Below are 18,064 nucleotides of genomic sequence, written 5' to 3'. Positions count from 1 at the left end.
CAATCCATGAGTTCAAGAATCCATGCCTGAGCACTTTCGCGCGTTGATCGTCATTCTAGTTTTAGCTGGCATCGTTTTCGCCCTGGCGCGTCGACCAGCAGTAGACCTGATCCCACACCACGACTTCACTCGTCGCCGCAATCTGTGGTTCGCATTGACGCTATTGGCCTTTGTCTCGCACAGTTTCTGGGTGTACGCGGGCATTGCCGCTGTCATTTTGACCGTCGCACGACAACGCGAACGCAATCCTCTGGCACTGTTTTTCCTTCTGCTGTTTCTCATCCCGCCGGCCCCGGCACAGATTCCCGGCTTCGGCCTGATCAACTATTTTTTTGCACTTAACCATATTCGTCTGCTCGCATTGTGTCTGTTGTTGCCGGCTTTTTTCATGCTACGCGGGCAAGCAAGCACACTGAGCTTCGGACGCAGCTGGCCTGAAAAACTGCTCGCATTGTGTCTGATGTTGCCGGCTTTTTTCATGCTACGCAGGCAAGCAAGCACACTGAGCTTCGGACGCATCTGGCCTGACAAACTGCTAGCGGCCTACCTCTTGCTGACGAGCCTGCTTTACCTGCGTGAGACCACGCTGACCGACACCTTGCGCCAGACGCTCTACCTGTTCATAGACGTTTTTTTGCCTTACTACGTTGCCAGCAGGGCACTGAAGGAACTCAGCGACTTCAAGGATGCCCTGTTGGGATTTGTACTCGCCGCCATGGTGCTGGCGCTTATTGGTCTCGTCGAATTTGCCCGCCATTGGCTGCTGTACAACGCGCTGATTGTTGCCCTGGACATACACTGGGAATTGTCCAGCTACTTGAGTCGTGGTGATTCATTACGCGCCAGCGCCTCCACCGGCCAGGCAATCGCACTGGGTTACGTCATTAGCGTGGCCGTCGGCTTTTACCTGTTCTTGCGCGAGAGCGTACGCAGCCGATTGCAGCAATGCCTCGGCGCGCTCTTGCTGGCTGGCGGTCTGTTTGCATCGCTGTCGCGTGGCCCCTGGATCGGTGCTGCCGTCATGATCACCGTGTTCATCGCCACCGGCCGTAAAGCTGTCAAACGCCTGATGCTTCTGGCAATCGCCGGAGTGCTCGCCCTTCCCCTGCTGACCATCGTGCCTGGCGGGCAAAAACTCCTGGATCTACTACCGTTCATTGGTACGGTAGACGTAGAGAACATCACGTACCGGCAGCGCTTGATTGATAACTCACTGATCGTCATCCAGCGCAACCCTTGGCTGGGCTCTTTCGATTACCGCAACACGCCTGAGATGCAGTCCATGATTCAGGGCGATGGCATCATTGATATTGTGAATACCTACATCGCCCTGGCGCTGGACATCGGCCTGATCGGATTGACGCTATTTGTGGCTTTTTTCGCCGCTGTGCTGCTCGGCATCCGCAGAGCAATGCGTTCGGTCCCCAACAAAGACGATGAGGCGCGCCGACTCGGACGTGCGCTGTTGGCGGTACTGGCCGGGATACTGGTGACCATCTTTACCGTTAGCAGTATCACGGTGATCCCCGTGGTGTATTGGTCGGTGGCCGGACTGGGTGTGGCCTATGCTCAGATGGTGCGCAGGCTCAAGCGCACTGAGACTGCAAGCATTGCGAGCGCCAACCTTCAACCCTGGTAACGCTCATGACCTCTTTTGTTCACCGCGCCCATATGTTGCTAGTGGTTCTCCTTGCTGTTTGCCCGTTTAGCACCTGGGCGTCGGACTGGGTCTCCAGCGTGGATGAGCGCAGCGGTCTGCCAATGCTGGCGCGCGGTGGCAACCCTGTAGTTTCTTCTTCATTCGCCTTCTGGGGGAGCAACTGGGAATGGACGGATTTGCCGACCGCGTTCAAGGTGAACACCCCTTATAGCTACTCCCTTGCAGGCAAGAACAAAAAACTGGATTTCGACGTGACTGCGCAGATTCAGAAGGAAGACGAGCAGAAGTTGACCTGGAACATTGCCCTGGATGCACACAGCATGATGCCGGACGTGATGGGCGGGGGCATCGTCTTCAAGTTCGATCCTGCCCTTTACGATGGAGAAATGGGTGAGCCGGCTTTGCTACCCGACAACCGCGGCTGGTCCTGGGGGAATACACAAAGCCGACGCATCGAGATGCGTTTTGAGCCTGCACTGGCGAGTGTGTACTTTGAACCGGGTGATAAATCTCAGGTGCGTGCTTTTTTTTACAAGAACACGATCAAACCCGGCCGCCAAAATTTCAAAGCCACCTTGAGCATATCTGGCGATGTGGTACTCGGCCCGACCACAACCGAGCGCTTCGGGCTGGCGGACACAAGGAGCTGGCCGAGTGACACGCTCGACTGGAAAACCTCGCCGGTCGATCTGTCCTTTCTTAACGCTCACGAAAAACCTGCAGGCAAGCGCGGCTTCGTCAAAGTATCCGGCGAGCAACTGTTATTCGCAGACAACACCCCAGCGCGCTTCTGGGGCACTAACCTGGCGGCCTATACGCTGTTTCGTACGCCAGACGATGCAATCAAGCTGCAGGCCAAACGTCTGTCGGCACTCGGTTTCAATCTGGTACGACTGCACCACCATGACTCCCCGTGGGTCAGCCCAAACATCTTTCGCGACAGCAACCTCACGCAGGACACTCAGCAACTAAGCCCGGACTCACTGAAAAAAATCGACTGGTGGATCAAGTGCCTCAAAGACGAGGGCATTTATGTATGGCTCGATATGCACGTCGAGCGAGCCTTGACTGCAAACGACAACATCTATGGCTTCGATGAAATGCCAAAGAATGGCAAGAACAACGCCGATCTCAAGGGCTATGCCTATGTAAACATCACCATTCAGCAGGCAATGAAGCGCTTTGCCCAAGCCTATTTGACCCATGTAAACACCTACACCGGACTCGCCTACAAAGACGATCCGGCGATCGCCGCCGTACTGATTACCAACGAAAACGATGTCACCCAGCACTTTGGCAACGCCCTGTTACCAGACAAACGAGTGCCAAAGCACAACCAGATCTACATGGCCGAGGCCAAGGCCTTTGCGAACCAGCACAATCTATCTGCAAGCCAGACCTGGCGCTCCTGGGAGCCAGGCCCCGGCAAGCTGTTCCTTAACGATTTGGAGCGACGTTTCAACGTAGACATGATTCAGCACCTACGTGAATCAGGAGTGAAGGTACCCATCGCCACGACCAGTAGCTGGGGCGGCGACAGCCTAAGCTCCCTACCGGCCCTTACTGCCGGCGACCTGATCGACGTCCATAGCTACGGTGGCCCTGGGCAGCTAGAGAAAAACCCCCTCACCAGCGACGGTTTACTGAACTGGATTGCCGCCGGCAAAGTCATAGGCAAACCCCTGACCGTCACCGAGTGGAACACTGAACCTTTCCCGGCACCTGACCGCCACTCGCTGCCACTCTATATGGCCGGCACCGCCAGCCACCAAGGCTGGGATGCGCTGATGCAATATGCCTACAGCCAGGAGCCGCTAACCGGCGAATGGATAACTGCCGACAACTGGCACGCCTATAACGACCCTGCAATGCTGGCCACCCTGCCCGCCGCCGCCTTGCTTTATCGCCGTGCAGACGTTCGCGAAGCCACAACGACCTATGTCTTCGCGCCGACGCCAAGCACCCTGTTCAACCAACGCATCACACCCGCCAACGCGGCTCTACTGCGCACAGCCATGGAGAAAGGCAAGCTGGAAATCGCCATGCCACAGACGCCGCAATTGCCCTGGTTGCAACAGAGTGCTATCCCCAGCAATGCACAGGTGTTTCATGACCCCAACCAGTCGCTGCTGGACGCCAATGCCAGCGAGTCCACGACAGACACTGGCGAGTTAAAGCGCAACTGGAAACTAGGCATCTACACCATCAATACGCCACGCACCCAAGCAGCAACCGGCTGGATCGGCGGCGAGTCGATCAGCCTTGGCAACATCCAGGTTCAAGTGAAGACCGCTAATGCCAGTGTGGTGGTGCAAAGCCTGGACGACGCGCCTGTCGGCCGATCGCAGGATTTACTGATTTCGCTGGGTACCCGTGCCATCCCCAAAGACAACAGCAAAACACCTTTTTATATCGAGCCCCTCGAGGGCACCCTGACAATCCAGGCGCCGCAAGGCTTGACACTGTTCACCCACGGCATCCCTGGAAAAATGAAGCAGCTACCCGCCACCTATCTTGATGGACGCTATACGATCAAGTTCGACGGCTTGCAGGCGTCGAACTGGTTGTTTTTGAAAAAAGCCGTCACGCCAGCTACAACCTCAGGCAACGCACAGCCAGGCCCTGTCAATACAGCATCATCCAGCGCGCCGGCGAATCAATAGCTAACCTGTCTTTTAACGTAATGATCAGATGGATCGAACTGGCGTACCAATCTGTGCTTGCACAGCAACAGTTTCCAGGAGATCAGGATGAAATTTTTGGTTGTTGGTGGCGCAGGCTATATCGGCTCGCATATGGTTAAGCAACTACTGCGTGCAGGTCACGAACCGGTGGTGGCAGACAATTTTTCAACAGGCCATCGCGGCGCGTTGATGGGCGGGAGATTGGTCGAACTGGACATCGCCGACGCACAAGCTCTGGACGTCTTGTTTGCGGGACAGCACTTTGATGCCGTGTTCCACTTCGCCTCATTTACACAGGTGGGCGAATCCGTCACTGAACCTGCCAAGTATTACCAAAATAACCTGGCTGGAACCCTTACGCTGCTACAAGCCGTGGTTCGTGCCGGGGTTAAAAACTTCATTTTTTCCTCGAGCGCAGCCATCTATGGCGACCCGGTGTATGTACCTATCGACGAAGAGCATCCCAAGGCCGCGATCAACCCTTATGGTCGCAGCAAGTGGATGGTGGAGCAGATGCTTGGAGATTTCGACCGTGCATACGGACTCAAATCAGTCTGCCTGCGCTACTTCAACGCCGCCGGAGCAGACCCTGAAGGACAGTTAGGTGAACGCCGAGAACCGGAAACCCACCTGCTGCCACTGATACTGCAAGCGGCCTCCGGTCGGCGCACAACCATCACCGTCTATGGCCGTGACTACGACACACCTGACGGCACTTGCATTCGCGACTACATCCACGTTGTCGACCTCGTTGCAGCTCATGCACTTGCCGTGAATTATTTACTGGCAGGTGGTGCAAGCACGGCTTTCAACCTCGGAAACGGTCAAGGTTTCTCAGTACAACAAGTAATAGACACTGCACGCGCCGTGACCGGCCAGGATATCTCCGTGAGCGAAGCGCCACGCCGCGTCGGCGATCCGCCACGCCTTGTGGCCGATCCCCGCATGGCCAACACATTACTTGGCTGGCAACCGCAATTTGCCTCACTTGAACAGATAGTGGCGCACGCCTGGAGCTGGGAGCAGAAGTACCCTTGGCACTGAAAGTCGGCGCTGGCGCATAACGCTGAACACCTAAGGGTGACGCTCTAGTAGTAAGAGCGGCTTGGGCGCTCGGCTTTGTTTAGTACCGTGCCAATCAGATTGGCTGTCCCCAGATGATAAAGGCTTTCCTCGATCTCTTTCTTGCTGTTCATGCCGTTGGCGACCACCAGCAGGACGCAGTCGAATTTAGGCAAGACGGTAATAACATCGTCCGAACTCAACAACGGCGGCAAGTCGAAAATCACGATACGCGAGTCGTAGCGCTCGCGCAGATCAGTAATCAAATGGCTCACTGTGGGCGATGACAGCACCTCGGTGGAGAGAGGGATCGGCTCTCGCGTCGGCAGGACTACAAAGCGCGGCAAGGTCGGGTTGACCAGAACCTCTTGCAGTTCCGCTTCATCGTCCAGCAATTCATTGAGCGTTTTCTCCATCGGCAGACCCAGGCAGGCACCCACCATCGGACGACGCAAGTCGAAATCCACCAGTAGCGCCGTCTTGGTGGTGTGATGGGCGATGCTCATTGCCAAGTTGATAGCCAATACAGTCTTGCCTGCCTCCGGAGTTGGCGAGGTGATAGCAAGCGTGCGCCAGCCATTTTCTTCCATGACTTTCAGAACTTGCGTACGCAGCAGATCGAAAGCCCCCCCCATATTCGAATTCTTGTTGTACGCCACAATGCGATTGCGCTCGAGATGATCTGGCCGCAGCGGTACAACTTTGGTTTGCACATAACTCAGCGCATTCAGACTTGCAGACTGCCCGGTCACTGTCATGGCTTTTGGTATTGTCGCGAGACTTGACGAAGGCTGTTGCTCGGAATTCTCGGTATCGGGCTTGATTATTTCCATGGCTATATTCCTTATGCAAACCGGCCCAGAGTTTTAAACATCAGGAGGTCCAGAGGCATGTAGAAGAAGTGCAGGAGCACCAAAAAGAGCACGATCATCACGACTCCACTGACGATCAATCGCGTTCGCCACTGCTTGCGGCGTGCCAATTCCGCTCTAGTGTATATGTAGGGAATCGCAACCAATATGCGTCTACCCAGCACACTGGCCAAGGCTTCAGCTCCGCGCACGCGCTGGTTCAGCATCTCAAGGAGCATCACCAATGCGCCAGCGCCCACCGGAGCGAGAACAAAGCCCATGGCAACCACTTTTTTACGGTTCGGCCGTATCGGCTTTTCAGGCATCAATGGCGATTCCAGAAGTACAAAACGCTCGGCTTTGTTTTCCTGCTCCAGGCTTTCGGAAATTTTCGCACTCATTTCCTTGGTGCGTATTTCCTCGTATTTTTTTTTGGCGTTTTCATAGTCACGCATCAGTGTGACCAAGCCGCGCTCGACTTGCGGCGTCTCAAGAATTTGCGCCTCGTAGTCGGCTATTTTTTTGAGTATTTCCTGCTTTTGATCGGCCAGCGACTTGATACGTGTTTCTGCGGCAGCGATCCGGGCCTGAGCCTTGGCAAGGTCCAGATTGACTGAAGCCGCTGCACCACCAGCACCTTTGGTAGCCTCAAGTGCAGCAATTTTGCGTTTGACGGCACGCACATCGGGGTGGGCTTCGGTATACAGCGACAGTAACCGGGTGTACTCCGCCTTCAGGCTTCCCAGATCTTGCTGTTTATCAACCCCCGCGCCGGGCGATACATGCTTGGTCGCTGCTGCGGAAAGCTCCAACTCATTGAAGCGCAACTCCTCACGGGCAGTTTTGTAGTCACGGTCGACCTCTTTGAGCTCGATTTCGGCGCGTGACAACATATTCATGCGCAACTCCTGATGCTCGGGAAGCGCGTTGCTGTGCGCTTGCTTGAAGTCTGCCAAGCGGTTTTCCAGGGCTTCCAGTTCGACCCTGAGCTTGTCCGCCTCCTGCGTCAGAAACTCTGTTGTTTCACTGGCGCGCTCGGTGCGCTGCTTGATGTTTTCATCCAGAAACAGCGTCACCAGCTCGTTGGCCACTTTGTTGGCAATCTCTGGCTGCCGGTGCTCAAAGGAAAGACGGAAAGCAATCGTCACTTCTCCACGCCCCTTAACGACAGCACTGACCAAGGAGACTGTAATCGCATTGCGCATTTCATCGATTTTCTCGGAAACGCTCAACTGCCTGCTTTGCGAAGCAAAAAGATTGTACTTGTCGATGATCGCTTCCAGATGCTCACGGGTCATCACGCGCTGGCGAATGACTTCGATGCGCTCATCGGCAAAGGTATTGTTGTTCCCCGCCACCAGGTCTGGCGAAATCTGCTGAGACTCGACCAGAATAGTGCCAGATGACTCGTAGATGGGCGGGATAGAGATCGCGACCACTACGCTCAGGCCGAGTATTACCGCGAAACTCAGGATCAACAGCAAGGCATGGTGCTTGATGACAGCAATGTAGTCGTTGACCGACATTTCGTATTCAGAGGTCATATTTATCACCCAGCTGAATTTCAGAAGTTGGGGTGACTATAGGTCAAGGTCAACCCGACGACGTTTGCGGTGGCATCCGGCAAGCCATTTTGCTGGCGTTCTTTGTACATGAAGGATAGGCGCGCCACCCAAAAAGGCGAGAGTTCCCGGCTAAACCAGACACCGACATTGCGCAGGGTATTAGGCGTTAGCCCTTTGGTTTTTTGCCATGAGGCATCAAAACCGGTACGGCTGGTGTCGTCGAGGGCATAACTCCATGTACCGTTCAGGTTATCAACCTCGACAAAACCGCCGTCGCCGCTGGCGACGGTACTACGACTGGCGCCGATACTTGTATCAACACGCTCACCGGTATAGTGCAACGAAAAACCGCCTTGGCCACGGGGGTGGCTGTTCGAGCCAGAGACTTGATTGACACCTGCGTAAAGCGACCCCTTGAAACGCTCGGAGATCTCAAAGTTCAAGCCGGCAGTGGGGGTGTAACTGTTTGAGGAAGACGCCGCAGATCCCTGCTGCGGCTCATAACGCTTCACGCCAAAACGCGTGAATAGCTCCACACGCTCGCTCCATGCGTAGTTCAAGCCTAGGCGGTTCGAAAGCTCGTTATAGTTGGTCAGTGTATTAATGTCGTAAGTGACATGTGTGTAGTCGGTTTCGTTAACCAAGGTAGTTCGCTCACTGAGAGCGGTACTCCAGTTGCCGCCGAACGAGGTTAGCTTTTGCGTACCATCGGTGGTAATCACACCGGTTTCTTGAACCGCCGTGGAGAGCGTTGAGCTCTCGACATACTTCGCCGTGAGTCCAAAACCACCCGTTTCGGTCTCGCGCTGCCACCCTAACTGCACGTTGGGGTCTTCGCGGTCCGAAACGATGGACGTATCAGACGAACGCACCAGATTCATACCAAGACCGAACCGCCACTGATCCCGGTCTGAAGTACCGACAAGCGTGTAATCGGGGGCGATGATCGTACGAGTCACACCCTTCTTGTTTTCCGTAACAAGCACCGGGTTGCTGTCGTACTCGACAGTCGAAGGCACAACGATTGCTGAATGCCAAGTGGCAGCATAGGCCACACCGGAGCACGGCAAGATCAAGATGGCCGTCGCAACTCCGGCCGTTCGCAGCACGGGCAAGATAATCCTTAGTGCTTCGCGCAAGGCTAAGGCACGACCAGCGTATCGCCGGCCTGGAGTTGAATATTGGTGGACATGTCACGCCCGGACATCAAATCGCTGTAATGGACGGGCAGGATCTCTTGTTTGGCCCCATTGCGCCGCACGACCTTGATGTCCTCCTTGTCGGCGAATTTGTCGAGCCCGCCCGACATGCTCAATACTTGCAGCACTGCAGTTGGACCTGACATCTGTACGGTGCCGGGCTTCAGCACCTTACCCTGCACATAGACGAGATTGCCTGCGGTGCTCGTGATGACAACGCTCACGTTCGGATCGGGGATGAACTTCTTAAGCCTGGCAGCGACTTTCTTTTCGACTGCAGTGGCATCAAGCCCCGCAACATCGATTTGTCCGGCCAGCGGGAAGGTAATGCTGCCATCAGGAAGTACGTGCACCTCCTGTTTCAGCTTCTCTTCGCCCCAAACGGAAATCGAAATGATGTCACCCGGACTTAGCAGATAAGCCGCGGCTCTTTCGTCGGCACTGGTAATGCTGGGCCAGACCACCAGCGCGCAAAGCACAGGTAATAACAAACGCAACATAAGGATCCCTCCGACCAAGTAGCATGCACAGAGATTCACATAAAAACGGGGCGAAAACACTCCCCTCCTTTAACGCCAAAGAAACGATCAAACAGCAATCGCCTCGAGCGTCTTGGCGGCCAATTTCCGCCGAAACCAAACATCAGACCGAATACCCCCCGGCAACCATCCCGACGTTGCCCGGTACTTGTTCTTGAGCGTAGACCACGATAGCCGAGAACGCCGAAGCCAGGATGAAGCCGATCACCACGCCGAGGATCGAGAACCAGATCACGGTCTTTCGGCCGACCTCGCCGCCCAAGGGAGGGTACGCGTGGTCGTGCTGGAACTTGACGGGCGTTGCATCAGCTATCGTCTAGGCTTGCTGGAACAGGGTCGGTTCTACGACTACAACCTGGCGTTCCTGCCGCAATATGCCGGTCTGGGCAGCGGCCGTGTGCTGCTTGATGAGTGGATCCGCTGGGGTCTGGACGAGGGCTGGCAGCACATCAAACCGAGGCTGCAACAGTGGTAAGCCAAACGTGCGGCAGCTGTCGCACGTTTGACCCGCTCCCCCGTCGTGACCGGCGTCGATAAAAAATCGCGCCCACTGCACATCTCATGGAGGACGAACATGCCTCGCCAAGTCATAGTCAACGCTGACGATTTCGGTCTCAGCCTGAACGAAAACGCAGTCATCCTGAGGGCCTTCCAGGCCGGGGTGATCAGCTCCGCTACCGTCATGGCCAACATGCCGGCCTTCGCAGCGGCCTGTGAGCTGGCGCAACAGCCACTGCTCAAGGGCCGCGTGGGACTGCACGTCAACCTCACGTACGGCCGGCCCCTCAGCCGGGCGATTCTCGAGTTACCAAACTTTTGCGACACGACTGGCGAGTTCGACCTGAACCTGCCCCGCCACCGCTTGTGGCTCGCCCGTCAGCAACGCGATGCGGTGCTGCAAGAGCTCGAAGCGCAATGGCAACACTGCCTGGACAACGGCCTGCGGCCCAGCCACCTCGACTCCCATCAGCATGTTCACACTATCTGGCCGATCGGTGAGATCGTCGCTCGCTTTGCCGCCCGCCAAGGCGTTCCGGTGCGTCTGGCGCGCAATCTGGGGCACAACCTCAGCCTTCCCAAGCGCGTGTTCAAACACCTGTTCAACCGGCGTTTACGCAGCCTTGCCGGTGCTACAGCGGACTACGTTTGTACCCCGGTGGATGTGCGCAACGCCGCGCCACCGACAGACGGGCTGCTGGAAATCGTCGCCCATCCGACGATGCTCGGTCGCGACTTTGGCGATGCCTATCTGTATCAGGGCGAGTCCTTGAGCAAGTTGCTCGATAACCGTCTGCCAGGCGTCCCGCGCGTGTCGTATAACGTGCTCGCACGCCCACAGCTGGTAGACGCCACGACAACCCTGGATTAAGCGCAACGCAGACAACACGATGCCCGCGACGGGTCACGGGCATTGTGCGAGGGGCTGATGTTTCAGGGTTTCAGAGGCCATTCCTGATCGAGATCCGAAAGGCTTTTGCCGTCGTCCGGATGCTTCCAGGTGGGATCCGGCGGATTCTCTTCCGGGGTCGCCTCGTCTGGCTTTTCATCTTCGGAATCTTCGTATTGCTCATACTTCTTTTCGTTTGCCATAGAGCCCTCCTCCTGAGGTTTGTCTTCAACTTTCAGGATAGAACAAAGCCGCTGCTTCGCTATTGGCCATGGGTAGCAACAGCCGGGAACGCTGTCCGGATCTTGTCGTTTCGACGGACGGTCATTACTCGACATTGATGAAATTTGATGCTTGATTATCGTCACGTTCGGCCAGGCGTCATATTTCAGCAACCTTACTGTCTTATTCTCCCGACACTTCCTTTGGCCTTAGAAGGTGCCGGCCTGATGCTGCGCGCTCTGTTACCGCTGCTGCTCTGCGGTTTGCTTCCTTTATCTGCCACCGCCACTGCGCTGCCAACACCCGAGCGCGGCCCTGCCCTGCGCATTCAAGGCTCCAACACTATCGGTGCGGACCTTGACCCGGCGCTGGCCAAAGGGTTGCTGCTGGAACAAGGGCTGCTGAAGGTCCATAGCGAAGCCTCGGATAAATACAATGAACAGCACATTGTCGGCCAGACGGCCCAAGGTCAGCGGGTGGTCGTGGACATCGCCGCCCATGGGTCCAGCACCGGTTTCGCCGCGCTGAAAAACGCCAGCGCCGATCTGGCAGCATCCTCGCGCCCGATCAAGGACAGCGAGTTGGTCGACCTCGAAGCCCTCGGCGACCTGAAAAGCCCAAACGCCGAACAAGTCATCGCTATCGACGGCCTGGCAATCATCCTGCACCCGCAAAACCCGCTGACTCAACTGAACACCGAACAGCTGGCGCGTGTTTTCAGTGGCGAAGTGAAAACCTGGGAAGAACTCGGCGGCCTCGGCGGGCCTATACATCTCTACGCCCGGGACGACCACTCAGGCACCTATGACACCTTCAAGGAGCTGGTTCTGAGTCATCGCGGAAAAGCGCTGGCCGAGTCGGCAAAACGCTTCGAGTCCAGCGAGCAGCTGTCCGATGCGGTCAGCCAGGACCCGCAAGGTATCGGCTTCATCGGCTTGCCTTACGTGCGCCAGGCCAGGGCAGTGGCGATTGTCGACGGCGACTCGCAGCCGATGCTGCCGCTCGCCAGCCTGATCGCCACCGAGGACTATCCACTGTCGCGTCGGTTGTATTTCTATGTGCCACCCAACGACCAGAATCCCTGGAGCGACGCGTTGGTGAAATTCGCCCAGAGCAGCAAGGGCCAGGAGATTGTCGCCGCCAATGGTTTCATCGCACAGACCGTGCAAGCCATGAACGTCGCACCGAATCCGCACATGCCTGACGGTTACCAGACAATCACCGCTCACGCACAACGACTCACGGTGAATTTTCGCTTCGAAGAAGGCAGCGCCAGCCTGGACAACAAGGCCCGGCAGGACTTGTCGCGCGTGCTCGACTATTTAAGGCAACACGACAAGCTGAACAAACAGGTGACACTGGTCGGCTTCGGCGATGCCAAGACCGATTCGCAGCGGGCCGCCCTGCTATCGAAACTTCGCGCCATGGCGGTACGCCGCGAGCTGGTGAAAAGCGGCGTGGTGTTTCGCGAGATTCGTGGCTTCGGCGCCGAAATGCCGGTAGCAGCTAACAGTGGCGATGAAGGACGGATCAAGAATCGCCGGGTGGAAGTCTGGGTTTATTGAGGCCTTTACAAGCCACTCACGCAGGCTACTCAGGCTTGCGCAACAAATACGTGTCCATGATCCAGCCGTTGGCCAACCGCGCAGCTTTTCTCACCCGTTCGATCTCGTCAGCGACGTCTTTGAGTTTGCCGCAAATGAGGATTTCATCGGGCGTGCCAAGGTAGGCGCCCCAGTAGATCTGCTGCTCCTGATCGGCAACCTGGTGGTAGGAATCTTCTGCGTCGAGCATCACCACCAGACTGTCCGCATCGCTGACCTGGCCTGCAGCCAGTCGGCGGCCGGTGGTGATTTCAATGGAACGCCCAATGCGGTTCAACGGCACCTTGTGCCGCGCCGCCAACGCCTGGACGCTGCTGATGCCGGGGATCACTTCGAAGTCGAAGGTGCAGCGACCCGAATCGAGGATCGCCTGCAAAATCCGCAGAGTGCTGTCGTACAACGCCGGATCGCCCCACACCAGAAACGCCGCACATTCGCCGTCCGCCATCTCCTCGTTGATCAGCCGTTCGAAGGTCTGTTGCTTGTCGCGATTAAGTGTAACGACGCTGGCGTTGTAGTCCACATCGCCGCGCTCCCGCTCGGGGCTGTGAGCCTCGACGAAACGGTAGGCAGGATCAGTGATATAGCGCTCGCAGATTTCCCGCCGCAAGTCGATCAGCTTGTCTTTGCTCTGACCCTTGTCCATCAGAAAGAACACATCGACCCGGTTCAACGCGTTGACCGCCTGCATCGTGATGTATTCGGGATTACCGGCGCCAATGCCGATGATCAGTAGCTGCTTCATGGGTGCTTCACCTCGCTGTGCGCAGTCGTGTCCAACAAACGCAGGCGCCAACGGCCATTGAAACGCAGTTCAGTGGCTGACAGCGGTTCGACGTCAATCAGGTTGAACGCCTCGGGGCCACACTGCATCACCTTCATCAGTGCTGCGCGGATCACAAAAGGATGGGTAATTGCCACGAAATGCCCGGGCGTTGTGCACAGTGCATCCAGCCAGTCGCCCACTCGCAGGCAGAGTTGTGTCACCGACTCGCCACCATGCGGGGCCGAGGCCGGGTCGCCGAGCCAGGTGTGCAACGCCTCTGGTTCGGTCTTTTGTAGATCGTCGATGCGCTGCCCGCGCCAACGCCCGACATCATAGTCGCCGAGCGCCGGCACGATCTGCAGGTCGCTACCAAACAGTTCGGCGGTCTGCCTGATCCGGGTTTCCGGCCCACCCAGCAACTGTGGCGCGCGCTTGAAGCACCCCGCACGACTGCCCTTCGCCGCTTGCCAATCCATTTCCAGCGGCTCATCCATAGGAAAACGCGCCAGTTTTTGTGCGACGGTTCGAGCATGGCAAATCAAGGTCAAGCGGGTTACCGGCACGTGGGATCACTCAGGTTTGCGGGTACGAAAGTGTACAACCGATCATGCAACAGACAAATTTTGCCGCAATAACAGACGTCTGCGTAATACCTGTCAGCTAAACGTTAGTGGCCCCAAAAAGATCGCAGCCTGCACGCGCCGAAAGCCAATCTCCTACATGAAATGAAGCACTGACGTACAACATCAGTCGAAACCCGCGCAGGCCCCGTCAGACAAGACTTTCGCCCCACTTTGGTGCCTTGGCGAGAGCAGAAAAAATTCACTAGACATGTAGCATAAATTACATAAATACTCATTTAACGGATTATGAAACAAAAGCAACATAACCCTCCAGCAGGAGCTCGGATGCCCTCACTCAGAGACCGGATCACTGATCCCGGCCTGGACCTCACGCCGTCGGAACGCAAAGTCATACGGGCTTTGCTGGACCAATACCCGCGTAACGGGCTGGGCCCGATGTCGCGCCTGGCAGAACATGCCGGGGTCAGCGATCCGACCATCGTGCGTCTGGTGAAAAAACTCGGCTTCGGTGGTTATGCCGAATTTCAGGACGCGCTCCTCAGCGACATGGATCACCGGCAGCGCTCGCCCAGTGCGCTGTTGCAACCGCGTTCGCACCTCAAGCAAGACGATGCCTGGACCCATTATCTGGCGGACAGTCACCGCGCCCTGCTGGAAACCCAGGCCCTGACCCAGCCCGAAGATGTGCGGATTCTGGCTTCGTTGCTGCTGGATGTACGGCATCAGGTGCATTGCTTCGGCGGACGCTTCAGCAGCTTCCTCGCCCAGTACCTGCTCAATCACTTGCGTCTTTTACGTGCGGGCTGCTTCGCCCTGGAAGACAACGCACAACTGCCCGATCGGCTGTTCGATGTGCAACGCCAGGACGTCGTGCTGGTGTTCGACTATCGACGCTATCAATCCCAGGCACTGCGCGTCGCCAGCGCAGCCAGGAACCGGCATGCGCGCGTCGTGTTGTTCACCGACATCTACGCCTCACCGCTGCGCGAGATGGCGGATCTGGTGATCACCGCAACCGTGGAGTCGGCGTCAGCCTTCGACACCCTGGTGCCGGCACTGGCCCAGGTCGAGGCATTGATTGCCTGCCTGTCGCTACGTTGCCCCGATCTTGCCGAGCGACTGGAAGGTATCGATGCACTACGCAGCGATTTCACCACTCACCTGCTGGAGGAAAAATAAGGATGTTTATGCTCCCCCATCGCTCGCCCCGCGACCTGCCGTTTGCCACCGACCACACCGCGCTGTTGCTGGTGGACATGCAACGCGCCTGGCTTGAGCCGCAGTTCGACCCGCACCTGCAAGGGCCTGACGCCGAGTACTTTCTCAACCGTACCCGCCAACAGGTGATTCCCAACCAGCGCAGACTGTTGGCCGCAACGCGTGCGGCCGGGCAGAACGTCCTGCACACGATCATCGAAAGCCTCACCGCCGACGGTCGCGATCGCTCGCTGGACCACAAGCTGTCAGACATGCACCTGCCAAAAGGCTGCCGGCAAGCTGCGATCATTGAAGAGCTGACACCGGTCGAGAACGAAATCGTCTTGCCCAAGACCTCCTCCGGGGTCTTCAACTCGACCAACATCGACTACGTGCTGCGCAACCTGCAAACCCGTCACCTGATCATCGCCGGCATCGTCACCGACCAGTGCGTCGACATGGCCGTGCGCGATGCGGCCGACCGCGGTTATCTGGTAACGCTGGTGGAAGACGCCTGCGCGACCTACACCGCACAACGCCATCTGGCGTGCTTGAACGCGATCAAGGGCTATTGCTGGATCACCGACACCCACACCGTGCTCGACCGTTTGCAGGCGTTGCAGGCATGAGTCGCACCAGCAGCGGTGAGCCCCTGACGCCCGTGGCAATGACCACCATCGTCACCACTGACCTGATCGGCGTGACGCGTGGCCGCTCGTTTCCCACCGATGAACTGGAACATTACCAAACCGCCGGTTGCGGCTGGGTCCCGGCCAACAGCGCGCTGACCCCGCAAGACATCATCGCCTCAAGCAACCCGTGGGGTGCCTACGGCGACTTGCGGCTGGTCCCGGATCTGGCCAGTCGCGTGACGGTCAGCAACGGCCCCGATGCCAGTGCGCCGGCCCTGGATTTTATCCATGGCGACATCTGCGAAACCGATGGTCGCCCGTGGGCTGCCTGCCCGCGGACGCTGTTGCGCAATGAAGTGCAGCGCTACCACGATGAACTGGGGCTGCACATCACCTCGGCCTTCGAGCACGAATTCAACCTCACCACCAACAGCGCACAGGCCGAGCATCTGGCGTTTTCGCTGGAGGCCCAGCGTCAGGGCGCGGCGTTCGGCGGCTGGCTGCTCAGCGCCTTGCGCGCCGGCGGGGTCGAGCCGGAAATGTTCCTGCCCGAATATGGCAAGCACCAATACGAAATTACCTGTCGGCCGACCCAGGGTGTCGCGGCGGCCGACCGAGCGGTCAACGTGCGCGAGATCACGCGCGAGATCGCCCGGCAAATGGGCCTGAACCTGAGTTTTGCGCCCAAGACTTCCGAGCACGCTGTGTGCAACGGCGTACACCTGCACCTGAGCCTGCATGACCTGTCCGGCCATCCGGTACTGTATGACGCCGGGACCGCCAATGGTCTGTCGACCCTCGGTCAGCACTGGGCTGCCGGGGTGCTGCACTACCTGCCGGCACTCTGCGCATTGACGGCGCCGACACCGATTTCCTATGAGCGCCTGCAACCGCATCATTGGAGCGCCTCGTACGCATGCCTGGGGCAACGTAACCGCGAAGCCTCGTTGCGGATCTGCCCGACCGTGAGCCTGGGCGGCAAATCCGAGGCCGCGCAATACAACCTTGAATTCCGCGCCATGGACGCCACGGCCTCACCTCATCTGGCGATGGCTGGCGTGCTGATTGCCGGCCGGATGGGCATCGAGCAACGTCTGGCGTTAAACGCAATCACCGATGAAGTCCCGGACTCACTGAACGAAGAACAACGCCAGCGCCGTGGCATCGTTGCCCTGCCCGCCTCACTCGAACAGGCCCTCAGTCACCTGCGGGACAGCGAAGCCCTGCTGGAAGCTTTGCCACGCGCCTTGCTCGATACCTATTTCGCCGTCAAAACCGAGGAACTGGCCTTGACCCAACACCTGTCGCCCGCCGAACTCTGTGAGCACTATGCGCGCCTCTACTGAGTCCGCCGAGTTTGGGCTCTACACCGAGCCGGCTTACAGCCTGAGCCGGGAAGCGTCCGAGCACCCGCTGATTCTGGTCTGTGAACATGCCAGCCGCTACATCCCGACAGCCTTGAACAATTTGGGTTTGAGCGGCGAGGCCGCGCGCGAGCACATTGCCTGGGACATCGGCGCCCTGGCGCTGGCCGAAAGCCTGTCGAAAACCCTCGGCGCGACTCTGCTGGCGGCCAATTACTCGCGCCTGCTGATCGACCTCAACCGTCCGTTGCAGGCCCCGGACAGCATCCCGGCCAAGAGCGAGATCTATCAGATCCCCGGCAATCAGCACCTCGACGAAGCGACTCGCGAATACCGTCGCCAGTGTCTGTTCCAGCCATTTCACAGGCGCCTTGGCGAACTGATCGATACACGTCTGGCCGAAGGCCGTGCGGTGCGTGTGGCGGGTATCCACAGTTTCACACCGATCTACTACGGCCAGCCCCGGGCGCTGGAAGCCGGCGTGCTGTATGCGCGGGCCGAGGTTTATGCAAAGCGCCTGATCGACGGGTTGGCCAGGCATCCACTGCGAGTCGCCGGCAATCAGCCCTACACAATCAATCCGGCGAGCGACATGACGGTGCCGTTTCACGGCGACGCCCGTGGTATCGATTCGGTGCTGATCGAGGTGCGCAACGACCTGTTGCGCAACCGGCTGGCGGTCCAGACCTGGAACGATTATCTGGCTCCGCTGCTGTAACGCGACGCGTCAGGCAAACAGTTTCAAGCT

The 18,064-nt window shown here is 57.7% G+C and carries 16 protein-coding genes and 2 pseudogenes; 10 read left to right on the top strand and 8 right to left on the bottom strand.

Features of this window, described 5'->3' with window-relative positions:
- Positions 1–22 precede the first annotated feature (22 nt).
- The 3 genes from AC1RKH_RS01505 (at position 23) to galE (ending at position 5,388) form a co-directional block, all read left to right on the top strand.
- Positions 23–1,639, top strand: a complete 1,617-nt coding sequence (locus AC1RKH_RS01505; protein WP_493060810.1) for an O-antigen ligase family protein — start codon at positions 23–25, stop codon at positions 1,637–1,639.
- Positions 1,640–1,644: 5 nt separating this feature from the next.
- Positions 1,645–4,323: a glycoside hydrolase 5 family protein gene (locus tag AC1RKH_RS01500; RefSeq protein WP_493060809.1), complete on the top strand. Its 2,679-nt coding sequence runs from the start codon at positions 1,645–1,647 to the stop codon at positions 4,321–4,323.
- Between the two features lie 87 nt (positions 4,324–4,410).
- Positions 4,411–5,388 (top strand): UDP-glucose 4-epimerase GalE, encoded by a 978-nt coding sequence (gene galE, locus AC1RKH_RS01495; protein WP_493060808.1) that lies wholly within the window; start codon positions 4,411–4,413, stop codon positions 5,386–5,388.
- Positions 5,389–5,432: 44 nt separating this feature from the next.
- On the opposite strand, the gene AC1RKH_RS01490 is transcribed toward galE, so the two are convergent.
- From AC1RKH_RS01490 to AC1RKH_RS01470, 5 genes and pseudogenes are all read right to left on the bottom strand, one after another.
- A complete protein-coding gene (locus AC1RKH_RS01490; RefSeq protein ID WP_493061360.1) occupies positions 5,433–6,164 on the bottom strand; it encodes a CpsD/CapB family tyrosine-protein kinase in 732 nt (243 codons plus the stop codon).
- A gap of 86 nt (positions 6,165–6,250) precedes the next feature.
- Entirely contained in the window at positions 6,251–7,801 is a 1,551-nt protein-coding gene (locus tag AC1RKH_RS01485; protein WP_493060807.1) for a GumC family protein, read from the bottom strand.
- A 20-nt stretch (positions 7,802–7,821) separates the two neighbouring features.
- Complete coding sequence (locus AC1RKH_RS01480; protein ID WP_493060806.1) at positions 7,822–8,937, bottom strand: hypothetical protein; 1,116 nt, start codon at positions 8,935–8,937, stop codon at positions 7,822–7,824.
- A gap of 26 nt (positions 8,938–8,963) precedes the next feature.
- Positions 8,964–9,521 (bottom strand): polysaccharide biosynthesis/export family protein, encoded by a 558-nt coding sequence (locus tag AC1RKH_RS01475; RefSeq protein ID WP_493060805.1) that lies wholly within the window; start codon positions 9,519–9,521, stop codon positions 8,964–8,966.
- 125 nt (positions 9,522–9,646) lie between these two features.
- Positions 9,647–9,825 (bottom strand): annotated as a pseudogene (locus AC1RKH_RS01470) (MFS transporter); the annotation flags it as partial.
- Between AC1RKH_RS01470 and AC1RKH_RS01465 the strand changes: the two are divergent.
- Positions 9,811–10,163: pseudogene (locus AC1RKH_RS01465) on the top strand (GNAT family N-acetyltransferase); the annotation flags it as partial. The pseudogenes AC1RKH_RS01470 and AC1RKH_RS01465 sit on opposite strands and share 15 nt — an antisense overlap.
- Positions 10,135–10,929, top strand: a complete 795-nt coding sequence (locus AC1RKH_RS01460; RefSeq protein WP_493060804.1) for a ChbG/HpnK family deacetylase — start codon at positions 10,135–10,137, stop codon at positions 10,927–10,929. The pseudogene AC1RKH_RS01465 and the gene AC1RKH_RS01460, both read left to right, overlap by 29 nt.
- A gap of 62 nt (positions 10,930–10,991) precedes the next feature.
- Here the strand turns inward: AC1RKH_RS01460 and AC1RKH_RS01455 are convergent, their stop codons facing one another.
- Positions 10,992–11,150, bottom strand: a complete 159-nt coding sequence (locus tag AC1RKH_RS01455) for a hypothetical protein (RefSeq protein WP_493060803.1) — start codon at positions 11,148–11,150, stop codon at positions 10,992–10,994.
- A 243-nt stretch (positions 11,151–11,393) separates the two neighbouring features.
- On the opposite strand from AC1RKH_RS01455, the gene AC1RKH_RS01450 reads away from it, so the two are divergent.
- Positions 11,394–12,734: a substrate-binding domain-containing protein gene (locus AC1RKH_RS01450; RefSeq protein WP_493061359.1), complete on the top strand. Its 1,341-nt coding sequence runs from the start codon at positions 11,394–11,396 to the stop codon at positions 12,732–12,734.
- 25 nt (positions 12,735–12,759) lie between these two features.
- Here AC1RKH_RS01450 and cobF read toward each other — a convergent pair whose 3' ends face one another.
- Positions 12,760–13,518, bottom strand: a complete 759-nt coding sequence (cobF, locus tag AC1RKH_RS01445) for a precorrin-6A synthase (deacetylating) (RefSeq protein ID WP_493060802.1) — start codon at positions 13,516–13,518, stop codon at positions 12,760–12,762.
- Positions 13,515–14,102 carry a histidine phosphatase family protein gene (locus AC1RKH_RS01440; protein WP_493060801.1) on the bottom strand — a complete coding sequence of 196 codons (588 nt, stop codon included), beginning with the start codon at positions 14,100–14,102 and terminating at the stop codon, positions 13,515–13,517. The genes cobF and AC1RKH_RS01440 overlap by 4 nt, the downstream gene beginning before the upstream one ends.
- A gap of 345 nt (positions 14,103–14,447) precedes the next feature.
- Here AC1RKH_RS01440 and AC1RKH_RS01435 point away from each other — a divergent pair, with 345 nt between their 5' ends.
- The 4 genes from AC1RKH_RS01435 to AC1RKH_RS01420 are packed head-to-tail and all read left to right on the top strand — an operon-like array spanning position 14,448 to position 18,034.
- Positions 14,448–15,302, top strand: coding sequence for a MurR/RpiR family transcriptional regulator (locus AC1RKH_RS01435; protein WP_493060800.1), 855 nt, complete (start codon positions 14,448–14,450; stop codon positions 15,300–15,302).
- Positions 15,303–15,304: 2 nt separating this feature from the next.
- Positions 15,305–15,949 (top strand): cysteine hydrolase family protein, encoded by a 645-nt coding sequence (locus tag AC1RKH_RS01430; protein WP_493060799.1) that lies wholly within the window; start codon positions 15,305–15,307, stop codon positions 15,947–15,949.
- Entirely contained in the window at positions 15,946–17,298 is a 1,353-nt protein-coding gene (locus AC1RKH_RS01425; RefSeq protein WP_493060798.1) for a type I glutamate--ammonia ligase, read from the top strand. The genes AC1RKH_RS01430 and AC1RKH_RS01425 overlap by 4 nt, the downstream gene beginning before the upstream one ends.
- Positions 17,282–18,034, top strand: a complete 753-nt coding sequence (locus AC1RKH_RS01420; protein WP_493060797.1) for an N-formylglutamate amidohydrolase — start codon at positions 17,282–17,284, stop codon at positions 18,032–18,034. The genes AC1RKH_RS01425 and AC1RKH_RS01420 overlap by 17 nt, the downstream gene beginning before the upstream one ends.
- Positions 18,035–18,064 lie beyond the last annotated feature (30 nt).

The sequence above is a fragment of the Pseudomonas sp. GW822-FHT06B12 genome, from assembly GCF_058799675.1.
Note: the sequence above shows the minus strand (reverse complement) of the source record. Positions and strands in the feature narration are given on the sequence as shown.